Origin of the sequence: Apibacter muscae (genome assembly GCF_007845635.1) — a bacterium.
In the GTDB taxonomy this organism is placed as follows: domain Bacteria; phylum Bacteroidota; class Bacteroidia; order Flavobacteriales; family Weeksellaceae; genus Apibacter; species Apibacter muscae.
The window spans coordinates 57534-76109 of sequence record NZ_SELG01000037.1 but is presented as its reverse complement, the minus strand read 5'-3'; the positions used below and the strand labels follow the sequence as shown (position 1 = coordinate 76109).

The following is an 18576-nucleotide window of genomic DNA, read 5'->3' as shown; positions in this document are numbered from 1 at the left end:
TTGTATAATTAGCTTAAAATAATAGAAGATTTTAAGAATATTTAAGATTCTAGTAATCAAACTAAATAATTAAAGATGGGTGAAATTTGCAATTGGTTTGTTATGAAGGTTAGAATCTCCATTTAAACCTAATTAATGAAGATTTCAAAATTGACTAACTTAATTTATTTTTAATAAATTACATTATAAAATATAGATCAATATACAATTTTAATAATTTGAATTATCTAGAAATTCACTATATTAGTTAATTAATATTAAAAAACATTACAACATGATTTTATTGGTTGATTCAGGAGCTACCAAAGCTGATTGGGTAGCAATAGATAAAGATGGAACACGTTTATTTTCTTCTCAAACCAAAGGTTTAAGTCCGGAGTCTGTAGATAAGGATGAAATGTTAATAAGGCTTAATGAGCGTTTTGACATTTCACAAAACAGAAATAATGTAGAGAAAATTTTTTTCTATGGAGCTGGTTGTGCAACAGATAATTTAAAATCTATTGTAATTTCGGCATTAAAAGAGTTTTTTCCTAAGGTGCAAACGGTAGTAGTAGAAGAGGATATATATGGAGTTGTATATTCAACTACACCTATTGGAACGGAAGCTATTGTTTGTATATTAGGAACAGGATCGAATTGTAGTTACTATGACGGGGAAAAATTACATCAAAAAATTATTTCTTTAGGATATTTGTTGATGGATGACTGTAGTGGTAATAAATTAGGGGCTGAATTAGTTAGAGCTTATAACTTTAAAAAATTACCTCCAGAATTGTCGGAAAAATTAGTGAAAGAATATAAAATGGATATAGATTTCATTAAAGAAAATTTATATAAGAAATCCAATCCAAACGCTTATCTAGCCACTTTTGCTAAATTCATTATTCAAAATAAAGATCACCAGTTTATTAAGGAGATAATTAACAGACAAATGCAATTTTTTATTGATTATTATATAAAGCAATATCCCAACTGTTATGATGTGCCTATAAACTTTAACGGTTCAATCTGTTTTTATCTTAAAGACGAATTAGAAAAAAAATTGGCTGAAAACAACTTAAAATTAGGAACTGTTATTAGACGTCCGATTGATGGTCTTATTGATTATGTGTGCAAACATAAACTAAAAGATTAAGGATGTTATAGATTCTATGTTCAATGTAGAGTTTAAAATTATTATAAATTTGTTTTTATAATAAAAGTAAACATGTCAAAAACAATAGTAATTACAGGTACATCATCAGGAGTAGGATTGGCATTGGGAAATTATTTTCATAGTCGAGGATATTTGGTTATTGGATTGAGCAGATCAATCCCTGAAAATTCAAACTTTATTACAATACCTACAGATATAACCAAAGAGGCTGAGGTTGAGTTGGCTTTTCAACAAATTGTTAAAGTTACTAATCGAATTGATATATTAATCAATAATGCGGGCAGAGGTATGGTAGGTCCAGCGACAGATGCGACAGAAGAAGAAATTTTGAGTTTATTTAATTTAAATTTAGTTTCTGTGGTTAGAATTATTAAAAGGATGGTACCTCTAATGAGTAATAAACGAGGGAAAATTTTTAATATTTCTTCCATTGGTAGTCTTATGGGACTTCCATTTAGAGGATATTATTCTGCCTCTAAATCTGCCTTGGATATGGTTACAGAATCGTTAAGATATGAGTTAGCAAGATTTAATATCCAAGTTTGTACTGTAAATTTAGGAGACGTTCGTACTAATATAGCTGAAGGAAGAATAAAAAGTACTGTTTCAATAGATTATCAAAAAGATTATAATAAAGTTTATGAAGCAATGAATATGGATGTAGATAAGGGTTTTGAACCCAATAAATTAGCTCCATTTTTAGAAAAATTAATCAAACAAAAATCTAAGATAAAGCCTCACTACTATTTTGGAACATTTATTCAAAAATTATCTGTTTTACTTAAGGCTATTCTCCCACAAACGACTTTTGAAAAGATCATAGCTTCATATTCAGGGATGGGGCATACCAATAAAAAAAGAGGAAAATAATTTCCTCTTTTTTTATTAGATATAATTTTCTCTATTTAGCAGTTGCACGTAGCATCCAAGCCATAGTTTCATGCATTTCCATAACTCCTGTAAGAAAATCATTGGTTCCTAAATCTTTGTATTTTTCAGCTATAGGAATTAATTCATTTCTTAGAATACGGATGATAGTTTCATGGTCATCACAAAGTTCCAATAACATTGTTTTAGCATCCGTAGGTTCTTCGCCATCATGTTCAATTAAGTCAGTCACAGCACTAAATTGTTTAAAAGAACCCAATGCATAATGACCCAACTTTCTAATTCTTTCAGCTACAGCATCAATAGTTTCAGCGATTTCATTGTACTGATCTTCAAATAACAAATGAAGGGATTTAAAATGACTACCTTCTACATTCCAATGAAATTTTCTAGTTTTAGTATAAAGAAAGAATTCGTTAGCTAATAATCGATTCAAATGATCAGATACTATTTGTTTATTTTCTTCACTAATACCAATATTAGCTTCACCAATTTTAATTTTATTTGCCATGATATTTACTATTTTAAAATAATTTTAAGTTAAAATTCTATAGTATTTATAACAAAATTTAAGCCAAAACATGAAAAAAATATGCATTTAAGTTTTAACTAGTAACTCCATGTAAGAATTAGATTTGTTCAAATTCTTAAAACTTAAATGATATAAATATTTTTTAAAATAGAGAATAGCTTCTATAAAAGTCGTAAATTTTTTTAAAAATTTATTTAAAAAATCTTTCTTTAATGTTAATAAATAAATTTCAGGTCTGAACCTAGGTTTCAATAAAAAATTATAATTTCGCAAAAAATACAAAGATGAATTTGGTAATTGTTGAGTCACCAGCAAAAGCAAAAACTATTAAAAAATTTTTAGGAGATGGTTTTGAAGTAGAATCCAGTTATGGACATATTACTGATCTTGCTAAAAAGGACATGGGGATTGATAAAACAACTTTAGAACCCATTTACCAAGTTTCATCAGATAAAAAAGATGTTGTAAAAAAATTAAAATCTTTAGCACAAAAAGCGGATACTATATGGTTAGCCTCCGATGAAGACCGTGAAGGAGAAGCCATTGCTTGGCATTTATATAATGAATTAAAATTAAAACCTGAAAATACAAAAAGGATTGTTTTTCATGAAATCACCCAAAAAGCGATTCAAAATGCAATAGAAAATCCTAGAGATATTGATATCAACTTAGTAAATGCACAACAAGCAAGAAGAGTATTAGACAGGCTAGTAGGTTTTGAAATGTCACCCATTTTATGGTCAAAGGTAAAAGCAGGACTATCTGCCGGAAGGGTACAATCGGTAGCCGTTCGATTGATTTGTGAAAGAGAAAATGAAATAAAATCCTTTATTCCTGTTCCAGCCTATAAAATTCAAGCCAATTTTATAAATCAGTCACAGCAGCTAGTTAAAAGTAAACTAAATATTGATTTTGAAGAATATCCTAAAGCTTTAAATTTTATACAAAAAATTAAAGGAAAAGAATTTTCAGTTTCGTCAATAGAAATAAAACCAGGAAAAAGATCACCATCAGCACCATTTACCACTTCCACATTGCAGCAAGAAGCATCTAAATTAGGCTTTTCTGTTTCAAGAACCATGATGCTTGCCCAGCAACTCTATGAAGCGGGGCATATCACATATATGAGAACGGATAGTGTAAATTTGTCTGAAGAAGCCATAAATTCTGCTAAACAAATTATTTCTGATAAATTTGGTAAAGAATATCTTCAAACTCGGCAGTATGTAACTAAAAATAAATCAGCGCAGGAAGCACACGAAGCTATTCGTCCTACCAATTTTAATCTACAACAAGCAGGAGAAGACGATGCCCAAAAGAAATTGTATCATTTAATATGGAGAAGAACGTTAGCTTCTCAAATGTCAGATGCAAAGCTTGAAAGAACGGTTGTTGATATACAAACTTCTGGAATGGATGAAAAGTTTGTTGCTAGAGGAGAAGTTTTAAGATTTGACGGTTTTTTAAAGTTGTATCATATTGAACAAGACGAAGATACCTTGAATGAAGAAGTTGAGGGGTTATTACCTAAATTAACACAAGGCGAAAGTGTAACTCTGGAATTTGCTATAGCCGAAGAAAAATTCAGCAGACCGTCAGCAAGATACAACGAAGCTTCCTTAGTTAGAAAATTAGAAGAATTAGGTATTGGTCGACCTTCCACCTATGCCCCAACCATTTCTACCATTCAAAAAAGACAATATGTTGAAGTTTCAGATTTAGAACCTAAGCAAAGAAATGTAAGAAAAATAGAGCTTAAAGGGGAAGAAATTATTGAAACCATTGAGGTGGAAAATTACGGAGCCGACAGAAGAAAATTAATTCCCACAGATATTGGATTGGTAGTTAATGAATTTCTTACAGATCATTTTCCTAATATTCTTGATTATGGTTTTACAGCAAAAGTTGAAGAAGACTTTGATAGTATTGCGGGAGGAAGTGAAAATTGGAAAGAAATGCTTACTAATTTTTATAAAGATTTTCATCCACATGTAGAAGAGGTTAAAGAAAATGCTGATCGGGCTACCGGCGAGAGATTGTTGGGGCAAGATCCCGTTTCAGGAAAAAATATTTATGCAAGAATTGGGCGTTTCGGTCCTATGGTTCAGATTGGCGAGACCGAGGATGAAGAAAAACCAAGGTTTGCAGGATTAATGAAAGGGCAGAAAATAAATTCTATTACTCTTGATGAAGCTTTAAAACTATTTGATCTACCCAGAAACCTGGGGAATTACGAAGATAAGAAAGTGGAGGTAAATACAGGGAGATTTGGACCTTATGTTCGTCACGATGGTAAATTTGTATCCTTAAAACCCAAAGAAGGAGATGAAGTTTTCTCCATTACTTTAGATAGAGCGGTTGAATTAATTGAAGCTAAGAGAGAATCTGATAGAAATAAATTCATTAAATCTTTTGAAGAAGAAGACCCTATGATAGAGATTCTAAATGGACGTTGGGGACCTTACATCAAACAAGGAAAAGAAAATTATAAAATACCTAAGGATACAGATGCACAAAAGTTAACCTTAGAGGAAGTAAAGAAATTAATAAAAGGAACTGATACAAAGTCTAAAGCCAAGGCTAAGCCTAAAACAAAAACTAAAAAAACTACAACTACTAAAAAGAAATCGTGAGTTCTATTCATAAATTTTTACATCCGGTTGATGAATCCTTGTTACATTCCATTCCTAATTCAATAGGAAGTAAGATTAAATTCTATTTTAATGAAAAGATAAATGAAAATAGTTTAGTTATTGTAGGTTGTCCTTATTTAAAAGGGGCCTCTCAAAATATAGAGTTTTCAAATCTAAGAGTTGTAAGAGAAGAATTTTATAAACTTATTTGGAATGGTTGGGAATTTGATATTTATGATTTAGGGAATATTGTAATAGAAAATAATGAAATCTCACAAGAAGATGCATTAAAACAAGTGATAGAAGAGTTGCTCGAAAAAAAGTTATTCCCCATAATCTTAGGTGGAAGTATGTCGTTGAATTATTCTGTTTATAGAGCTTTGGAAAGTCTAAGGAAACCATTAAATTATACAGCTGTAGATTCTCATATACATGCTAAAATAAATATTGAGAATGAAACAACAGAAGAAAATTATCTTTCAAAAATTATAATGGAAGAACCTAATCTCTTATTTAATTTTTCAAATCTAGGCTATCAAACCTATTTAGTATCTCCTACAACACTTAAAACTTTATTAAATACTCTAGATTTTGAAGCGATACGCTTAGGAAGCTTAATCAATCACATAGAAGATTCCGAACCAGTTTTTAGAAGCTCAGATTTTGTTGGAGTAAACTTAAATTCAATAGAATCCTTAACAGGATCCTTATCCACGGAAAGTTCAGTAAATGGCTTTACAAATAGAGAAATTTGCAGTTTAGCTAAATATATAGGACTATCAAAACAAATTAAAGTTGTTGGATTGTATAATTTTTTAGGTTATTCAAACAATAAAATAGATGCCAAATTGGTTTCTCAAATACTTTGGTATATCATAGAAGGTAAAAATAATCAGCAATTTTATGAGAATACAGATTATATAAAATATACAGTAGTTTATGAGGACAAAGAATTAATATTTTTAAAAGATAAAAAAATTGATAAATGGTGGTTGTCAATTGATTTTATTACAGAAGATGAAAATTTTTTAATTCCTTGTACATCTAGAGATTATCAAGATGCATTGATGGGAAAGATACCAGATAAATATTGGAAAACTATTAAAAAATTTTTGTAAAACTTAAATTATATATAATATAACAAAGGTAATATTCGTTCTATAAGAAATATAGTTAATATAAACTAAAAATAGTAGATTTACACTTTTTAAAAGAAACATTTCGGTTATAATGAGAAAAGTATTATTACTCTTACTAGCAACGGCAACATTAGCTTCTTGCAAATCTTCAAAAAAGGGAAAGGCGGGTAAGCCAGGCGTGCAAGGCGAAATTGTTGCAACCCAACAAAGTCAGAAATGGAATAATAAAAAGCCTTACGGTATGGTTCCTATTCCAGGAGGGGCTTTTGTATTGGGACAAGCTGACATGGATTTTTCTGGTTCAGTAGGAAAAGCACCTTTAACAACAGTTACGGTTTCTGCTTTTTATATGGATGATACTGAAGTAACTAACGCAGAATATAGAGAATTTATAAAGTATGTGAAAGATTCTATTGCTCGAACACGTTTAGCAGAAAGGGCTGATCAAGAAGGCGAGGAAGGAATTGGAAGATATGCTTTTCTAAATAAAAAATCAGAGTCTGAGCAGAATGCTTATCAGCAAATGCTAGAAGAGCGTGGAGGTAGAGAAGGTTATGACGAATCTAAAAAACTTGATTGGTCTGTACCTTTGGAATGGAGAACCGCAAACTATCCTGATGTTGCTTATGCGGAAGTGATGGAATCTATGTACTATCCACCGGAAGAAAGATTTAATAACGAAAGAGTTATTGATCCAAGAAAATTAATTTATCAATTCACATGGATTGACCAGCTAGAAGCAGTAAAGAAAAAGGGTAGAGGTGAAAGTTTCCTAAAGAGAGAAGAAATAGCAATTTATCCAGATACAACCGTTTGGCTACGAGATTTTAATTACTCCTTTAACGAACCTTTATTTGAACAATATTTTTGGCATAAAGCGTATTCTAAATATCCAGTAGTTGGAGTTACTTGGGATCAAGCAAGAGCATTTTGTGCCTATAGTACAAAATCTAAAAATGATTATAACCAAAGCAGAAAAAAGAAAATTGAAAAAGTGTTTCCTTACAGGTTGCCTTCGGAAGTGGAATGGGAATATGCCGCAAGAGGAGGTTTAGAAAATGCATCTTATCCATGGGGAGGTCCTTATTTAATTGACGATAGAGGTTGCTATTTAGCAAATTTCAAACCAAAAAGAGGAGATTATATGGAAGGAGAGAAAGGATTTTTGTATACAGCACCTGTAAAGTCCTTCCAGAAAAATGGATTTGGTTTGTATGATATGGCTGGGAATGTTTCTGAATGGACAGTGTCTGCATTTAACAATAGTTCTTACATTATATCTTCCACATTAAATCCTTATTTAGGAAACCGGATTGAAGATCCTAGAAAAGTTATTAAAGGAGGATCGTGGAAAGACATTGGTTATATGCTTATGGTAAGTGAAAGAGATTGGGAACATAAAGATTCAGCGAGAAGTTATATTGGCTTTAGAAGAGTTCAAACCATTCCAGAAGGATCCAACGTTAAATTTCCAAAAATTAAAAAGTTACAATAAAAATTTAGTTAGTTAAAAGTTTAAATTTACAAAAATGGCAGTAAAAACAAAATCAAAAGATAGGGTTTTAAACATGGTTTACTCCCTAGGAGCAGCAGTAGTTATTTTAGGGGCTCTTTTCAAAATTAACCATTGGAGTTTAGGACCTGTAGACGGGAGTTCTATTTTAGCAATAGGATTAATTGTAGAAGCATTTATCTTTGTAGTGTTTGCATTCGATCCACCTGCCGGTGATTATGAATGGGAAAAAGCATTTCCTGAATTATTAGATGGAAAACCAGTGGAAAGAAAACAAAAATTAGTAGAAACTCCACAACAAATTAAAGAAGTTGAAGTTTCTCTTTCCTCTAAATTAGATCAAATGTTTTCGCAAGCTAAATTGGATGTTAATATGTTAGAAAAACTTAGAAGCGGTATTGAAAACTTCGGACAAGCAGTAGAAGGAATAAATAAAACAGTAGATGCGAATTTGTCTGTTCAAAAGTACAACGATCAGCTATCAAAAGCATCTTCACATTTAGAAAATTTAAATGCTTTGTACCAAGTGCAGCTAGACAGTGGTAAAAAGTTTACAGAAGATTTAGTAAAAGCAGGAGAACATTCTACAGAATTTAAAGATCAATTAAATACTTTAACTACAAACCTTAATAACTTAAATAAAGTATACGGTGGAATGCTTAATGCTATGAAATCTTAAGAGTTAATTTATAAAAGTTAAAATTAAATTAAAAATTAAGAAATAAACATGGCAGCAGGAAAACAATCAGCACGTCAGAAAATGATAAACCTAATGTATTTAGTGTTTATCGCGATGTTGGCAATGAATGTTGATAGAGAAGTTTTACGTTCTTTTGAAGGTGTAAATGAATCTTTACAATTATCAACAACATTAACAGAAAAAAACAATATTACTTTTTACGAGTCAATTGAAAGCAAAAAGAATGATGGAGATCAAGGTTACGTAGTTATATCGCAAAAAGCAACAGAAATTAAGAATCAAGCACAGCAGGCTTTTGCTGCGATTGAAAAAGTAAAGTCTTTACTAAAAGAACAAGCAGATTATACTACACCTCAACCCGGGGAAGAAACCAATTATAATTCCTTACAAAATACAGACGTAGTAAATAAAGTGTTCTTTTTAGAAGATACTAAACCTACTCCAGAAGTGCAAGATATGATTGCTAAAGTTACAAACTTTACTCAATATATCTTAAAAGGGGCTAACAAAAGTACACAGGATAGAATAAACCAATTGTTTGATTTTTCAGATAAGAACAATAAATCTTGGTTAACCAATCAATTTTACGATCAACCCATGATTGCTGCTTTAACCAATCTTACAAAATTAGAATCTAACATTAGAACAGAAGAAGGTAATATTGTAAGAGATTTATTGGCGAATAAATTAGAAACTGAAATTGAAATAAAAGCATTTATGCCTATAGTATCTTCACCTAAATTTGTAAGAGCAGGCGAAAAATTTGATGTAACTATCGGATTCGGCGCTTATGACAATACTTTAAAAGGTACCATTAATTTAGGAGGTAGAAACATACCGCTTTCTTCAGGTAAAGCTGTAGTAAGTATGGTAGGAGAAGGCACAGGATTAAAACATGTTTCTGGTAGTATCACTTATGAAACACCTCAAGGACCGAAAACGGAGAAATTTGATGAAACATATGAAGTAGTTGCAGATGTCGTTTCTAAGGTAGATGGTAATGCTACTTTGATGGCTGACAATATGAATGTAGTGTATAGAGGCGTAGTTAATCCTTTAAGTGCAGCAATTTCTGGAATATCTGGTGCTGTAAGTTTGTCCGCAAGTTCTGGTAGTGTTTCTTCAAGAGGAGCGAATAAATGGAATTATTCTCCTGGAGCTGGTGGACAGGTAGTGTTTACTGTTTCTGGTAAAACATCTTCAGGCAAACCAATTTCTCAAAAATTCACTTACAGAATTAAAAATGTACCAAAAGCGCAAGGTACTATACGTGGATCGAATGTGGTAAGTATGCCATCGAGCTCCGTTTCAAATCAAACTATTTCAGCGGCAATTCCTGATTTTGAATTCCCAGTATCCTTTACGGTAACAGGATTTAAGGTTAAAAAGCCAGGTACTTCAGCCAGAGCTTTCAGTGGTAATTCTTTAAGAGCAGCCGCAGGTTATTTAGAAGGGTTGAAATCTGGAGATCAGGTACTTGTCTTTGATATATCAGCTCAAGCTTCTGGTGTATCCCAACAAAATATTTCACCAGTTCTTATTAATGTACAATAAATAAAAAAATAAGTATTAATTCATTTCATATGAAATATCTAGTAGTTTGCTTAACAACCTTAATGAGTGTAGGGGTTTATGCACAAAATATTTTAAATGCTAAATCTCCTCAAGAACTTAGGGAAATGAGATCAGAAATGTATGATATTGTAAATGGAGGACAAGATACAATATCAACAGCCCCAATACCTTTACCTTATGGAAACATTCAAGATAAAGATATTTTATGGTCTAGAGTGGTCTGGGAAATCATAGATTTAAATGAAAAGTTAAATCAGCCTTATTATTATTCCCACGATGAAGTCACAGCAAATTATGTATCTTTATATGATGCTCTTTTCAATGGAATTAATGCCGGTGAAATAACTGAAGTTTATGACGATGACAATTTTACATCCAAAGTAGATCCGGAAAATCTTAAAAGTAAGATTCAAGCCGTTAGAGAATCGGATTGGCTACAGGATAAAAGAGCTTCAGGAGAAACCATTACTGAGCAAGATATAATGGAAGGTACTGATCATTTTAAAGTGGATACCAAAAGTGTTAAGTTGATTAAGATTAAAGGCATGTGGTATATCGATAAAAGATTAGGACAAATGAAATATCGTTTGTTAGGTATTGCTCCTATGGGACCTGATCCTCAAGTGTTAGGTTTAAACGATGCCGCTGCATTGGGTTATGAAGGAGAGGATGAAATGATTGATCTATTTTGGGTTTTCTATCCGGGAGCGAGAGATGTTTTATCAAGATATACAGTTTTTAATCCAAGAAATGGATCTTCGTCTATTACCTATGACGATGTTCTTAATGCTAGGAGATTTAGTTCTATCATTTATAAATCTCAATCAGAGTATGGAGATGGAGAAATCTCTCATTACATTCCAGGAGATGCAAAGTCTCAATTAGAGGAAAGTAATAGGATTAAAAATGAAATTCTACAAAAAGAGAACAACATGTGGAATTATTAGAATTAATGAAATTCAAGTAAACATAAAAAGCCCTGAAATATACCATTTCAGGGCTTTTTTTATTTAAATTTGTAAACATATTGAAATTAATGTTAGATTACCTCATTATCGGTCAAGGATTGGCAGGAACTTGTTTAGCTCATCAATTAATCAAAGACAATAAATCTTTCAAAATTATTGATAAAATTACGAACTCAGCCTCTGTAATATCATCTGGAATTTATAATCCAGTGGTACTTAAAAGATTTACACCCGTATGGAATGCCCAAATTGAAATAGATAAATTGATCAATGAATTTACTCAATTCGAGAATTTACTTCAAATTCCATTAATAAAAAGATGTGATTTATTCCGAGTATTAGCCAACGAAGATGAAGTTAAAACTTGGTCAAAAAAGTCGTTAAGAAACGAAAATTTAATTCCTTTCTTGGATTCAGAAATCATTTCAAATTCTAATCCTCAGGTTAAAGCATCCTTTGGTTTAGGAAGAGTAAAACAAACGGGCAGAATACGGGTAAATGATCTATTGAGCCAGTTTAGAAACTTTCTTATTGCAAAGAATCAATTAATAGACGAAACCTTAGATTTTTCACTTTTAGAACCTAAGGAAAATTGTATTTCATATAAACAAATAGAGGCTAAAAAGATTGTATTCTGTGATGGATATTCTTTGAAAAAGAATCCATATTTTAGTTATCTTCCAATGGAAGGATTAAAAGGAGAGACCATGCTTATCCATGCTGAAAAATTAGATCTCACTTCGATAGTTAAATCTAAAGTTTTTATAATGCCTACCGATCATGAGAACTATTATTATATAGGAGCTACTTATCATTATAGAACAATAAATGACTTAGTTACAACAGAAGGCAGGGATGAGTTGATTAATAACTTAAATAAATTTATTGAAACTGAATATAAAATTGTTAGGCAATTTGCAGGTATAAGACCTACAGTTATAGATCGCAGACCATTGATAGGCAATCACCCTAAATATAGAAATATGTTTTTATTTAACGGTTTAGGTAGTAGAGGAGTAATGTTAGCACCTAAAATGGCAGAGGAACTATACAATTATATGGAATATAAAGTAGAGTTACAAAAAGAAATAGATATTAATAGATTTAATTCGTAAGAAATGGATATTGTAAGTATAGGAATCATAATATTGACAATTTTATTCAGTATTAAAGGTTTTAAAGATGTTAATTTTTTTGATCGTTACAAATTTAACACAGCAGCTATATTAAAAGGAAATCAATGGGATCGAATGTTAGCTTCTGCTTTTTTACATGGAGATGTTATTCATCTTTTTTTTAATATGTATTCCTTTTTTTTCTTCTCAACAAAACTTATCAATGACTATGGGGGGATATTCTTTTTTGTAGTGTATATAAGTTCAATTTTAGCAGGTAATTTTTTAGCCTTGTTTATTCATAGAAATAATTCTTACTATAGCGCCATAGGAGCTTCCGGTGGAGTATCAGGACTTATATTTGCAGCAGTAATTTTGGATTCTACGATGTCTCTTCAAATGATGTTTATTCCCATTCCTATACCTGGATGTATATTTGGAATTATTTATTTAGCCTATTCTATCTATGGGATGAAAACTCAGCTAGGTAACATAGGGCATGATGCACATTTAGGAGGAGCCTTTATGGGGTTATTAATGGGCTTGATTTATGTAATTATGTATAAGGATAGTAACTATAATATAAATTTCGAGTTAAAATATTTGTTGCTTATGCTAGTACCTTTAATTTATCTAATTTATTTGGTAATAAAAGAAAAAAAATAATCTTGTAACAATACATATTATTGTAAAAGATGATAACCAATGGAACATTCTAAGCATTTAACTTTAGAACATTTTTCTTTATATAAATAAAGTATAGCTTGAGTTTCCAAAGCATTTTTAAAATTTAAACCTAGTTTTTCGAAATTATCTATAATAGAATTTTTTTCAGCCTTTAATTCACTAATTAGAGAAATAATTTCTTCATCCATGCTTTGTCCAATACTCTTTGAATAAGCAAATTTTACGGGTAAAAAACAATTCATTATAATTAATTCTTTTTGAGAAGATGTTAATTTTTTTACAGAATGTAACGTGGATATTTTATCAAAAGTAAAATGATTATTCCAGTAACTGGACGCTTGCACCTCATCAAGTAAAACATAATATTGTTGAATATTTTTAGCTCCAACTACATAAGAAAATAAATTTTGATATTGAGTTAAAAGGCTAGCCAATTGTGAAAGTCGTATAGTTGGGAAATTTCCTGGTCTAAGTCTAAAAAAATTGAGTAAAATTTTAATATCGGTAATATTAAATTTTACTCTAAGAAAATCAAATTCCTTTTTTAAATTTCTAGGATATTCGTCACTATAATCTGATAGCTGATGTGTAAGTCCAAAAAATAAGGATTCTAGTAGCAATGAATTGTATGAATTTTTTTGAATAATTTTAAAATCTATGGAATTAAAAATTTCTTCAAAAGATTCAGCATTAATTTTTAAACCCATAGTATAGGCTAATATTGAGGCAAGTACAGCTTCCCAATTATTTTTTTTGGATTTATATAGATTATAAATCTGTTCACATTTGCTTTGTAACTTATCTAAATATAAGCTCTCATATGAAAATGATAATTTTGATAATAAATCGGAATTGCAAAATTTTTCACAAGGTATGAAGGTATAATTCTGTTGAATGAGTTTTACATAATTATCTATAAGAACTTTATCTATATAAGATTTTAGTTCTAAAGTTGAAACAGATTGATTTTTCAATGAACTAATTTGTTGATCATGTTCATAAACGACATGTAAAACAATAGATTTATAAAAATCATCACCTTCGTGCTTATGTTTGTTCCAATCGGAGGATTTTAAATGTATTTCAACATTACCATTCCATAATAAGTCATTGATTTTTATCTGTGCACATTTAAAATCAGGTCCTTGATTGTTATTATATATTCCAGTATTAATAATTTCAAGGCTTTCCCCATCCGTTGTTTTTAAATTTAGAAAATTAAATCTTTTGAATTGCCATACATAGTGTAGAAATTTTTCGTTAATCATAGGTATAATTTCTGTATAATTAAAATTATATAAAAAATTAAAAACTTCTATATGGTTTATAGAAGTTTTAATTTTATAATATGTAAACATAATTAATTTCTCAAATTAATATCTATATAGTCTCTTTTAGGATTTCCTATATAAATCTGTCTAGGTCTATTTATGGGGTCATTGTTAATTCTCATTTCCTTCCATTGAGCAATCCAGCCAGGAAGTCGTCCTAAAGCAAACATAACCGTAAACATTTCAGTAGGAAAACCTAAGGCTCTATATATAATTCCTGAGTAAAAGTCAACATTAGGATATAATTTTTTTTCAATAAAATAAGGATCGTTTAAGGCAACTTCTTCTAATTTTTTTGCAATTTCCAATGTTTCATCTTGAATTCCTAACTTATTAAAAATATTATCAGCAACTTTTTTTATAACTCTTGCTCTAGGATCAAAATTTTTATAAACTCTATGTCCAAATCCCATAAGTCGAAAATCGTCATTTTTTGATTTTGCTTTATCAACCCATTTTTGTAGATCTCCCCCATCTTTTTGAATCATTTCAAGCATTTCAATAACTGCTTGGTTGGCGCCACCGTGTAAAGGTCCCCAAAGGGCAGATACACCGGCGGATATAGAAGCAAATAATCCTGTATGGGCTGAACCAACCATACGTACCGTAGAGGCAGAACAATTTTGTTCATGTTCTGCATGAAGTATTAATAATTTATTAATAGCATCAACCACCACTTCTTGAACTTCTAAGTCTTCCGTTGGCATTTTAAACATCATCTGATAAAAATTATGCGGATAATCCAATCGATTATCTGAGTAATTTAATGGCAATCCTAGTTTTAAACGATAAGTCCAAGCGCATAAAACCGGAAACTTACCTAAAAGTAGAGTATAAGCATTGTATAAATCTTTTTCAAATTTTATATTAACAGCCTTAGGATTAAATGCCGTAAGAGAGCTTGTTAAAGTTGATAAAACACCCATAGGGTGAGCAGATCGTGGAAATGCTTTAAGGATTTGCTCCATTTCCACACTTACTAAACTATTCTTTTTTATATCTGCTTCAAATTTATTTAATTGCTCTTGGGTTGGTAACTCTCCCTCAAGTAAAAGATACATGACTTCTGTGAATGTGGATTTTTCTGCAATTTGTTCAATTGGATATCCTCTGTAATACAATTTACCTAAGTCACCATCCAAATAGGTAATTTTACTTTGGGTAGACCCAGTATTTTTGAACCCAACATCAAGAGTAATTAAACCTGTTTCATCTCTAAGTTTAGATATATTAATTCCTTTATCACCTAAAACACTTTCAACTATTGGATACTCATATTCTTTCCCGTTATATAATAGTTTAACTTTATCATTCATTTCTTTAAATATTTATAATGCTAATAGAAAGATATGAAATAATATTAGCATAAAAAAATCAATAATAAATAAAGTCTACATAAATTTAAGAATAATTAATGGTTATAAAAGAAATTGACAGAAGTAAGTATAAGAAATTATATTCATTAATATTATAAAAAAAAGAGAGAATATTATTCTCTCTTTTTTATTATTAAAAATTAATTATTTATTTAGAAATTTTAAAAGCGTTGAATTGTGGGTATACCGCTACTTCACCAAGACTTTCTTCAATTCTTAATAATTGATTGTATTTAGCCATACGATCTGATCTTGAAGCAGATCCTGTTTTGATTTGTCCACAGTTAAGAGCTACTGCAAGATCAGCAATAGTATTGTCTTCAGTTTCTCCTGAACGGTGAGACATCACTGCCGTATAACCTGCATTTTGAGCCATTTGAACTGCATCAATGGTTTCTGTTAATGTTCCAATTTGATTTACTTTTATAAGGATTGAATTTCCAACTCCTTGCTGAATACCATCACTTAATTTTTTAACATTAGTTACAAATAAATCATCTCCAACAAGCTGAACTTTATCCCCGATTTTATCTGTAAGGATTTTCCACCCAGCCCAATCATTTTCATCCATTCCATCTTCAATAGAGATAATAGGGTATTTAGCCGCTAGCTCAGCAAGATATTCTGCTTGTTCTTCACTAGATCTAACTTTTCCACCTTCACCTTCAAAAATTGAATAATCATATTTGCCATCTTTACAGAATTCAGATGAAGCACAATCCAAGGCAAGCATTACATCTTTACCAGGAGTATACCCTGCTTTTTGAATAGCATCCAAAATAGTATCTAAGGCATCTTCAATTCCAGAAAAATTAGGAGCAAAACCTCCTTCATCTCCTACAGCCGTGCTTAAACCTCTACCGTGTAAAACTTTTTTTAGAGAGTGGAATATTTCAGTACCCATTCTTATAGCTGTTGTATAACTATCTGCAACAACAGGCATTACCATAAACTCTTGGAAAGCAATAGGAGCATCTGAATGCGCACCAGCGTTCACAATATTCATCATTGGTACAGGAAGAACCTTTCCATTTACACCTCCTACATATCTGTATAAAGGTAGACCTAATTCTTTGGCAGCTGCTTGTGCAACAGCTAAAGAAACACCTAAGATAGCATTAGCACCTAATTTACCTTTGTTAGGGGTACCGTCTAAATCTATCATGGTTTTATCTATTAAAGCCTGTTCAAATACATCACTACCAATCAATTCAGGAGCGATAATTTCATTAACATTTTCAACCGCTTTTAAAACACCTTTACCTTGATATTCATTCCCACCGTCTCTTAACTCAACGGCTTCATATTCACCGGTAGAAGCTCCAGATGGAACTGCAGCTCTACCTAATGTTCCGTATTCAGTGATTACATCTACTTCTACTGTTGGATTACCTCTGGAATCTAAAATCTGCCTTGCGTGAATTTGTGCTATTAAGCTCATATTTTTATTATTTGATTGTTAAAACCTTTCTTACAAAAGTACTGAATTATTAAGGAAAATGGAATATTTATGGATCATTTTTTATAGCTTAAATCAATCTATTAAAGAAATTTTAATTAAAAAAAACGAATATGAAATTGATAAAGTGTTATTTTTAAATAATTGAAAATGATAGTTGAAATAATATTTATAAGTAAACGTTAGTTCACAAAGTATTTAATTTATTATTATATAATATTTGTAGAACTATTAAAAAAAAGGATATTAAATATCCTTTTTTCTTAATATTATCAATCTAAGCCTAAAGTAAGTTTACTTAAATTTATTTCTTTTTCATCTCCAGTATTTTTTCCTAGAACATCGGAAAGTTTTACAGCTCCAATGTAATCGTATTTAGGGTTTTCTTTAACCTTTGTAAGCTTTATAACCATATTAAGAGGTTTAACTCCTACATCGTTGGATAGATAGGTACCAATTCCATAAGTATCATGAATTCTACCATTAATATGATGTTTTATTTTTTCAATTTCGTTTAAATTTAAAGAATCGCTATAAACAATTGTCTTGGAAGTAGGATCAATTCTATGATCTTTGTAGAAATTTATAGTTTTTTCGGTAAACTCTAAAGGATCTCCACTATCACAACGAACACCATCAAATAGCTTTGCTAATTTAAGATTAAAGGATTTAAAGAATGAATCTGTAGTATAAGTATCGGTTAATGTAATTCCTAAACTTCCTTGGAATACCTCTACCCAAGCTTCTAAAGCTTTATTATTGGCTGCTCTATAGCCAAAAAGAGCACCATGATACATAAACCATTCATGAGGCATAGTACCAATAGGGATACAGTCATGTTTCATAGCTAAGTACATATTACTAGTTCCTTTGAAAAATTCACCAGAATTTTCTTTTAACAATTTTACAACTGCATCTTGTACATCTAATGAGTATCGACGTCTAGTTCCAAATTCTGAATAATCCGCTTGTAAATTTTTTAAAGATAAAGCTTTATTGATCGCTTTTTCTTCAACATCTTTAGGCTCAGTTCCAATCATTTTAAAGTACAGTTCAGAAATTAATGCCATAAGAGGTACTTCCCATAATACTGTTCTATACCAGAAACCTTCTACATATAAGTTTAATTTTCCACCCTCTTGTGAGATATGAACTTCGTCAGGATTGTATTGGTACCCTTCCAAAAAGTCAACGAAAAAAGGATCTAAAAAATAGCATCTTTTTAGAATGAATTTTTTTTCTTCCTTTGTCATTTTAATGGAACTCATTTGGTTAATCTCATCCCTCAAACGTTCTGCAAACCCAATGGGGAACTCATTATTTCCTCGGTTAATGAAATCATATCGTACATAAGCCCAAGGGTATAGCCTTTGAATAGCATGCATGACTGAAAATTTGTAGAGATCGTTATCTGTAAAATATTTTATTATCATAGATGACTGATTTAGGTTTAAATATTTATAATTATTTTTTTTATTTTATAGTAAAGGAATTTTATAAT

15 protein-coding genes are annotated in these 18576 nt (G+C 30.6%); 10 read left to right on the top strand and 5 right to left on the bottom strand.

The features are described 5' to 3' along the window. Positions 1-274: 274 nt before the first annotated feature. Together ETU08_RS08580 and ETU08_RS08575 are read left to right on the top strand one after the other, a co-directional pair. Positions 275-1138 (top strand): N-acetylglucosamine kinase, encoded by an 864-nt coding sequence (locus tag ETU08_RS08580; protein WP_146262616.1) that lies wholly within the window; start codon positions 275-277, stop codon positions 1136-1138. A gap of 72 nt (positions 1139-1210) precedes the next feature. Next, a complete protein-coding gene (locus ETU08_RS08575; RefSeq protein WP_146262615.1) occupies positions 1211-2029 on the top strand; it encodes an SDR family oxidoreductase in 819 nt (272 codons plus the stop codon). A gap of 31 nt (positions 2030-2060) precedes the next feature. Here ETU08_RS08575 and ETU08_RS08570 read toward each other — a convergent pair whose 3' ends face one another. Next, complete coding sequence (locus ETU08_RS08570; protein ID WP_146262614.1) at positions 2061-2558, bottom strand: Dps family protein; 498 nt, start codon at positions 2556-2558, stop codon at positions 2061-2063. Between the two features lie 305 nt (positions 2559-2863). Here ETU08_RS08570 and topA point away from each other — a divergent pair, with 305 nt between their 5' ends. The 8 genes from topA (at position 2864) to ETU08_RS08530 (ending at position 12888) form a co-directional block, all read left to right on the top strand. Beyond that, positions 2864-5212 (top strand): type I DNA topoisomerase, encoded by a 2349-nt coding sequence (gene topA / locus ETU08_RS08565; RefSeq protein ID WP_146262613.1) that lies wholly within the window; start codon positions 2864-2866, stop codon positions 5210-5212. After that, entirely contained in the window at positions 5209-6330 is a 1122-nt protein-coding gene (locus ETU08_RS08560) for an arginase family protein (RefSeq protein ID WP_185145306.1), read from the top strand. Before topA ends, ETU08_RS08560 begins: the two co-directional genes overlap by 4 nt. Before the next feature lie 112 nt (positions 6331-6442). Then, positions 6443-7846, top strand: coding sequence for a T9SS ring complex lipoprotein PorK/GldK (gene porK / locus ETU08_RS08555; RefSeq protein ID WP_146262611.1), 1404 nt, complete (start codon positions 6443-6445; stop codon positions 7844-7846). A 34-nt stretch (positions 7847-7880) separates the two neighbouring features. Beyond that, on the top strand, positions 7881-8543 hold the full coding sequence (gene porL / locus ETU08_RS08550; protein WP_146262610.1) for a type IX secretion system motor protein PorL/GldL: 663 nt from the start codon (positions 7881-7883) through the stop codon (positions 8541-8543). A 48-nt stretch (positions 8544-8591) separates the two neighbouring features. After that, positions 8592-10118, top strand: a complete 1527-nt coding sequence (gene porM / locus ETU08_RS08545; protein ID WP_146262609.1) for a type IX secretion system motor protein PorM/GldM — start codon at positions 8592-8594, stop codon at positions 10116-10118. A 29-nt stretch (positions 10119-10147) separates the two neighbouring features. Next, the gene (porN, locus tag ETU08_RS08540; protein WP_146262608.1) at positions 10148-11086 is read left to right on the top strand and encodes a type IX secretion system ring subunit PorN/GldN; all 939 of its coding nucleotides are present in this window, start codon (positions 10148-10150) and stop codon (positions 11084-11086) included. A gap of 89 nt (positions 11087-11175) precedes the next feature. After that, complete coding sequence (locus ETU08_RS08535) at positions 11176-12222, top strand: NAD(P)/FAD-dependent oxidoreductase (RefSeq protein ID WP_185145305.1); 1047 nt, start codon at positions 11176-11178, stop codon at positions 12220-12222. A 3-nt stretch (positions 12223-12225) separates the two neighbouring features. Beyond that, on the top strand, positions 12226-12888 hold the full coding sequence (locus ETU08_RS08530) for a rhomboid family intramembrane serine protease (RefSeq protein WP_146262606.1): 663 nt from the start codon (positions 12226-12228) through the stop codon (positions 12886-12888). Between the two features lie 17 nt (positions 12889-12905). On the opposite strand, the gene ETU08_RS08525 is transcribed toward ETU08_RS08530, so the two are convergent. The 4 genes from ETU08_RS08525 to pncB form a co-directional block, all read right to left on the bottom strand. Next, entirely contained in the window at positions 12906-14267 is a 1362-nt protein-coding gene (locus tag ETU08_RS08525) for a DUF2851 family protein (protein ID WP_146262605.1), read from the bottom strand. Between the two features lie 2 nt (positions 14268-14269). After that, positions 14270-15556 carry a citrate synthase gene (locus ETU08_RS08520; RefSeq protein WP_146262604.1) on the bottom strand — a complete coding sequence of 429 codons (1287 nt, stop codon included), beginning with the start codon at positions 15554-15556 and terminating at the stop codon, positions 14270-14272. A gap of 208 nt (positions 15557-15764) precedes the next feature. After that, on the bottom strand, positions 15765-17057 hold the full coding sequence (gene eno / locus ETU08_RS08515) for a phosphopyruvate hydratase (protein ID WP_146262603.1): 1293 nt from the start codon (positions 17055-17057) through the stop codon (positions 15765-15767). Between the two features lie 290 nt (positions 17058-17347). After that, positions 17348-18508 (bottom strand): nicotinate phosphoribosyltransferase, encoded by a 1161-nt coding sequence (pncB, locus tag ETU08_RS08510; protein WP_146262602.1) that lies wholly within the window; start codon positions 18506-18508, stop codon positions 17348-17350. Between the last annotated feature and the right edge of the window lie 68 nt (positions 18509-18576).

What these genes read in the sequence shown, in the direction of transcription:
- ETU08_RS08580 (WP_146262616.1), top strand. Translation starts at nt 275, where the DNA reads ATGATTTTATTGGTTGATTCAGGAGCTACCAAAGCTGATTGGGTAGCA.
- ETU08_RS08575 (WP_146262615.1), top strand. Translation starts at nt 1,211, where the DNA reads ATGTCAAAAACAATAGTAATTACAGGTACATCATCAGGAGTAGGATTG.
- ETU08_RS08570 (WP_146262614.1), bottom strand. Translation starts at nt 2,558, where the DNA reads ATGGCAAATAAAATTAAAATTGGTGAAGCTAATATTGGTATTAGTGAA.
- topA (WP_146262613.1), top strand. Translation starts at nt 2,864, where the DNA reads ATGAATTTGGTAATTGTTGAGTCACCAGCAAAAGCAAAAACTATTAAA.
- porK (WP_146262611.1), top strand. Translation starts at nt 6,443, where the DNA reads ATGAGAAAAGTATTATTACTCTTACTAGCAACGGCAACATTAGCTTCT.
- porL (WP_146262610.1), top strand. Translation starts at nt 7,881, where the DNA reads ATGGCAGTAAAAACAAAATCAAAAGATAGGGTTTTAAACATGGTTTAC.
- porM (WP_146262609.1), top strand. Translation starts at nt 8,592, where the DNA reads ATGGCAGCAGGAAAACAATCAGCACGTCAGAAAATGATAAACCTAATG.
- porN (WP_146262608.1), top strand. Translation starts at nt 10,148, where the DNA reads ATGAAATATCTAGTAGTTTGCTTAACAACCTTAATGAGTGTAGGGGTT.
- ETU08_RS08535 (WP_185145305.1), top strand. Translation starts at nt 11,176, where the DNA reads ATGTTAGATTACCTCATTATCGGTCAAGGATTGGCAGGAACTTGTTTA.
- ETU08_RS08530 (WP_146262606.1), top strand. Translation starts at nt 12,226, where the DNA reads ATGGATATTGTAAGTATAGGAATCATAATATTGACAATTTTATTCAGT.
- ETU08_RS08525 (WP_146262605.1), bottom strand. Translation starts at nt 14,267, where the DNA reads ATGTTTACATATTATAAAATTAAAACTTCTATAAACCATATAGAAGTT.
- ETU08_RS08520 (WP_146262604.1), bottom strand. Translation starts at nt 15,556, where the DNA reads ATGAATGATAAAGTTAAACTATTATATAACGGGAAAGAATATGAGTAT.
- eno (WP_146262603.1), bottom strand. Translation starts at nt 17,057, where the DNA reads ATGAGCTTAATAGCACAAATTCACGCAAGGCAGATTTTAGATTCCAGA.
- pncB (WP_146262602.1), bottom strand. Translation starts at nt 18,508, where the DNA reads ATGATAATAAAATATTTTACAGATAACGATCTCTACAAATTTTCAGTC.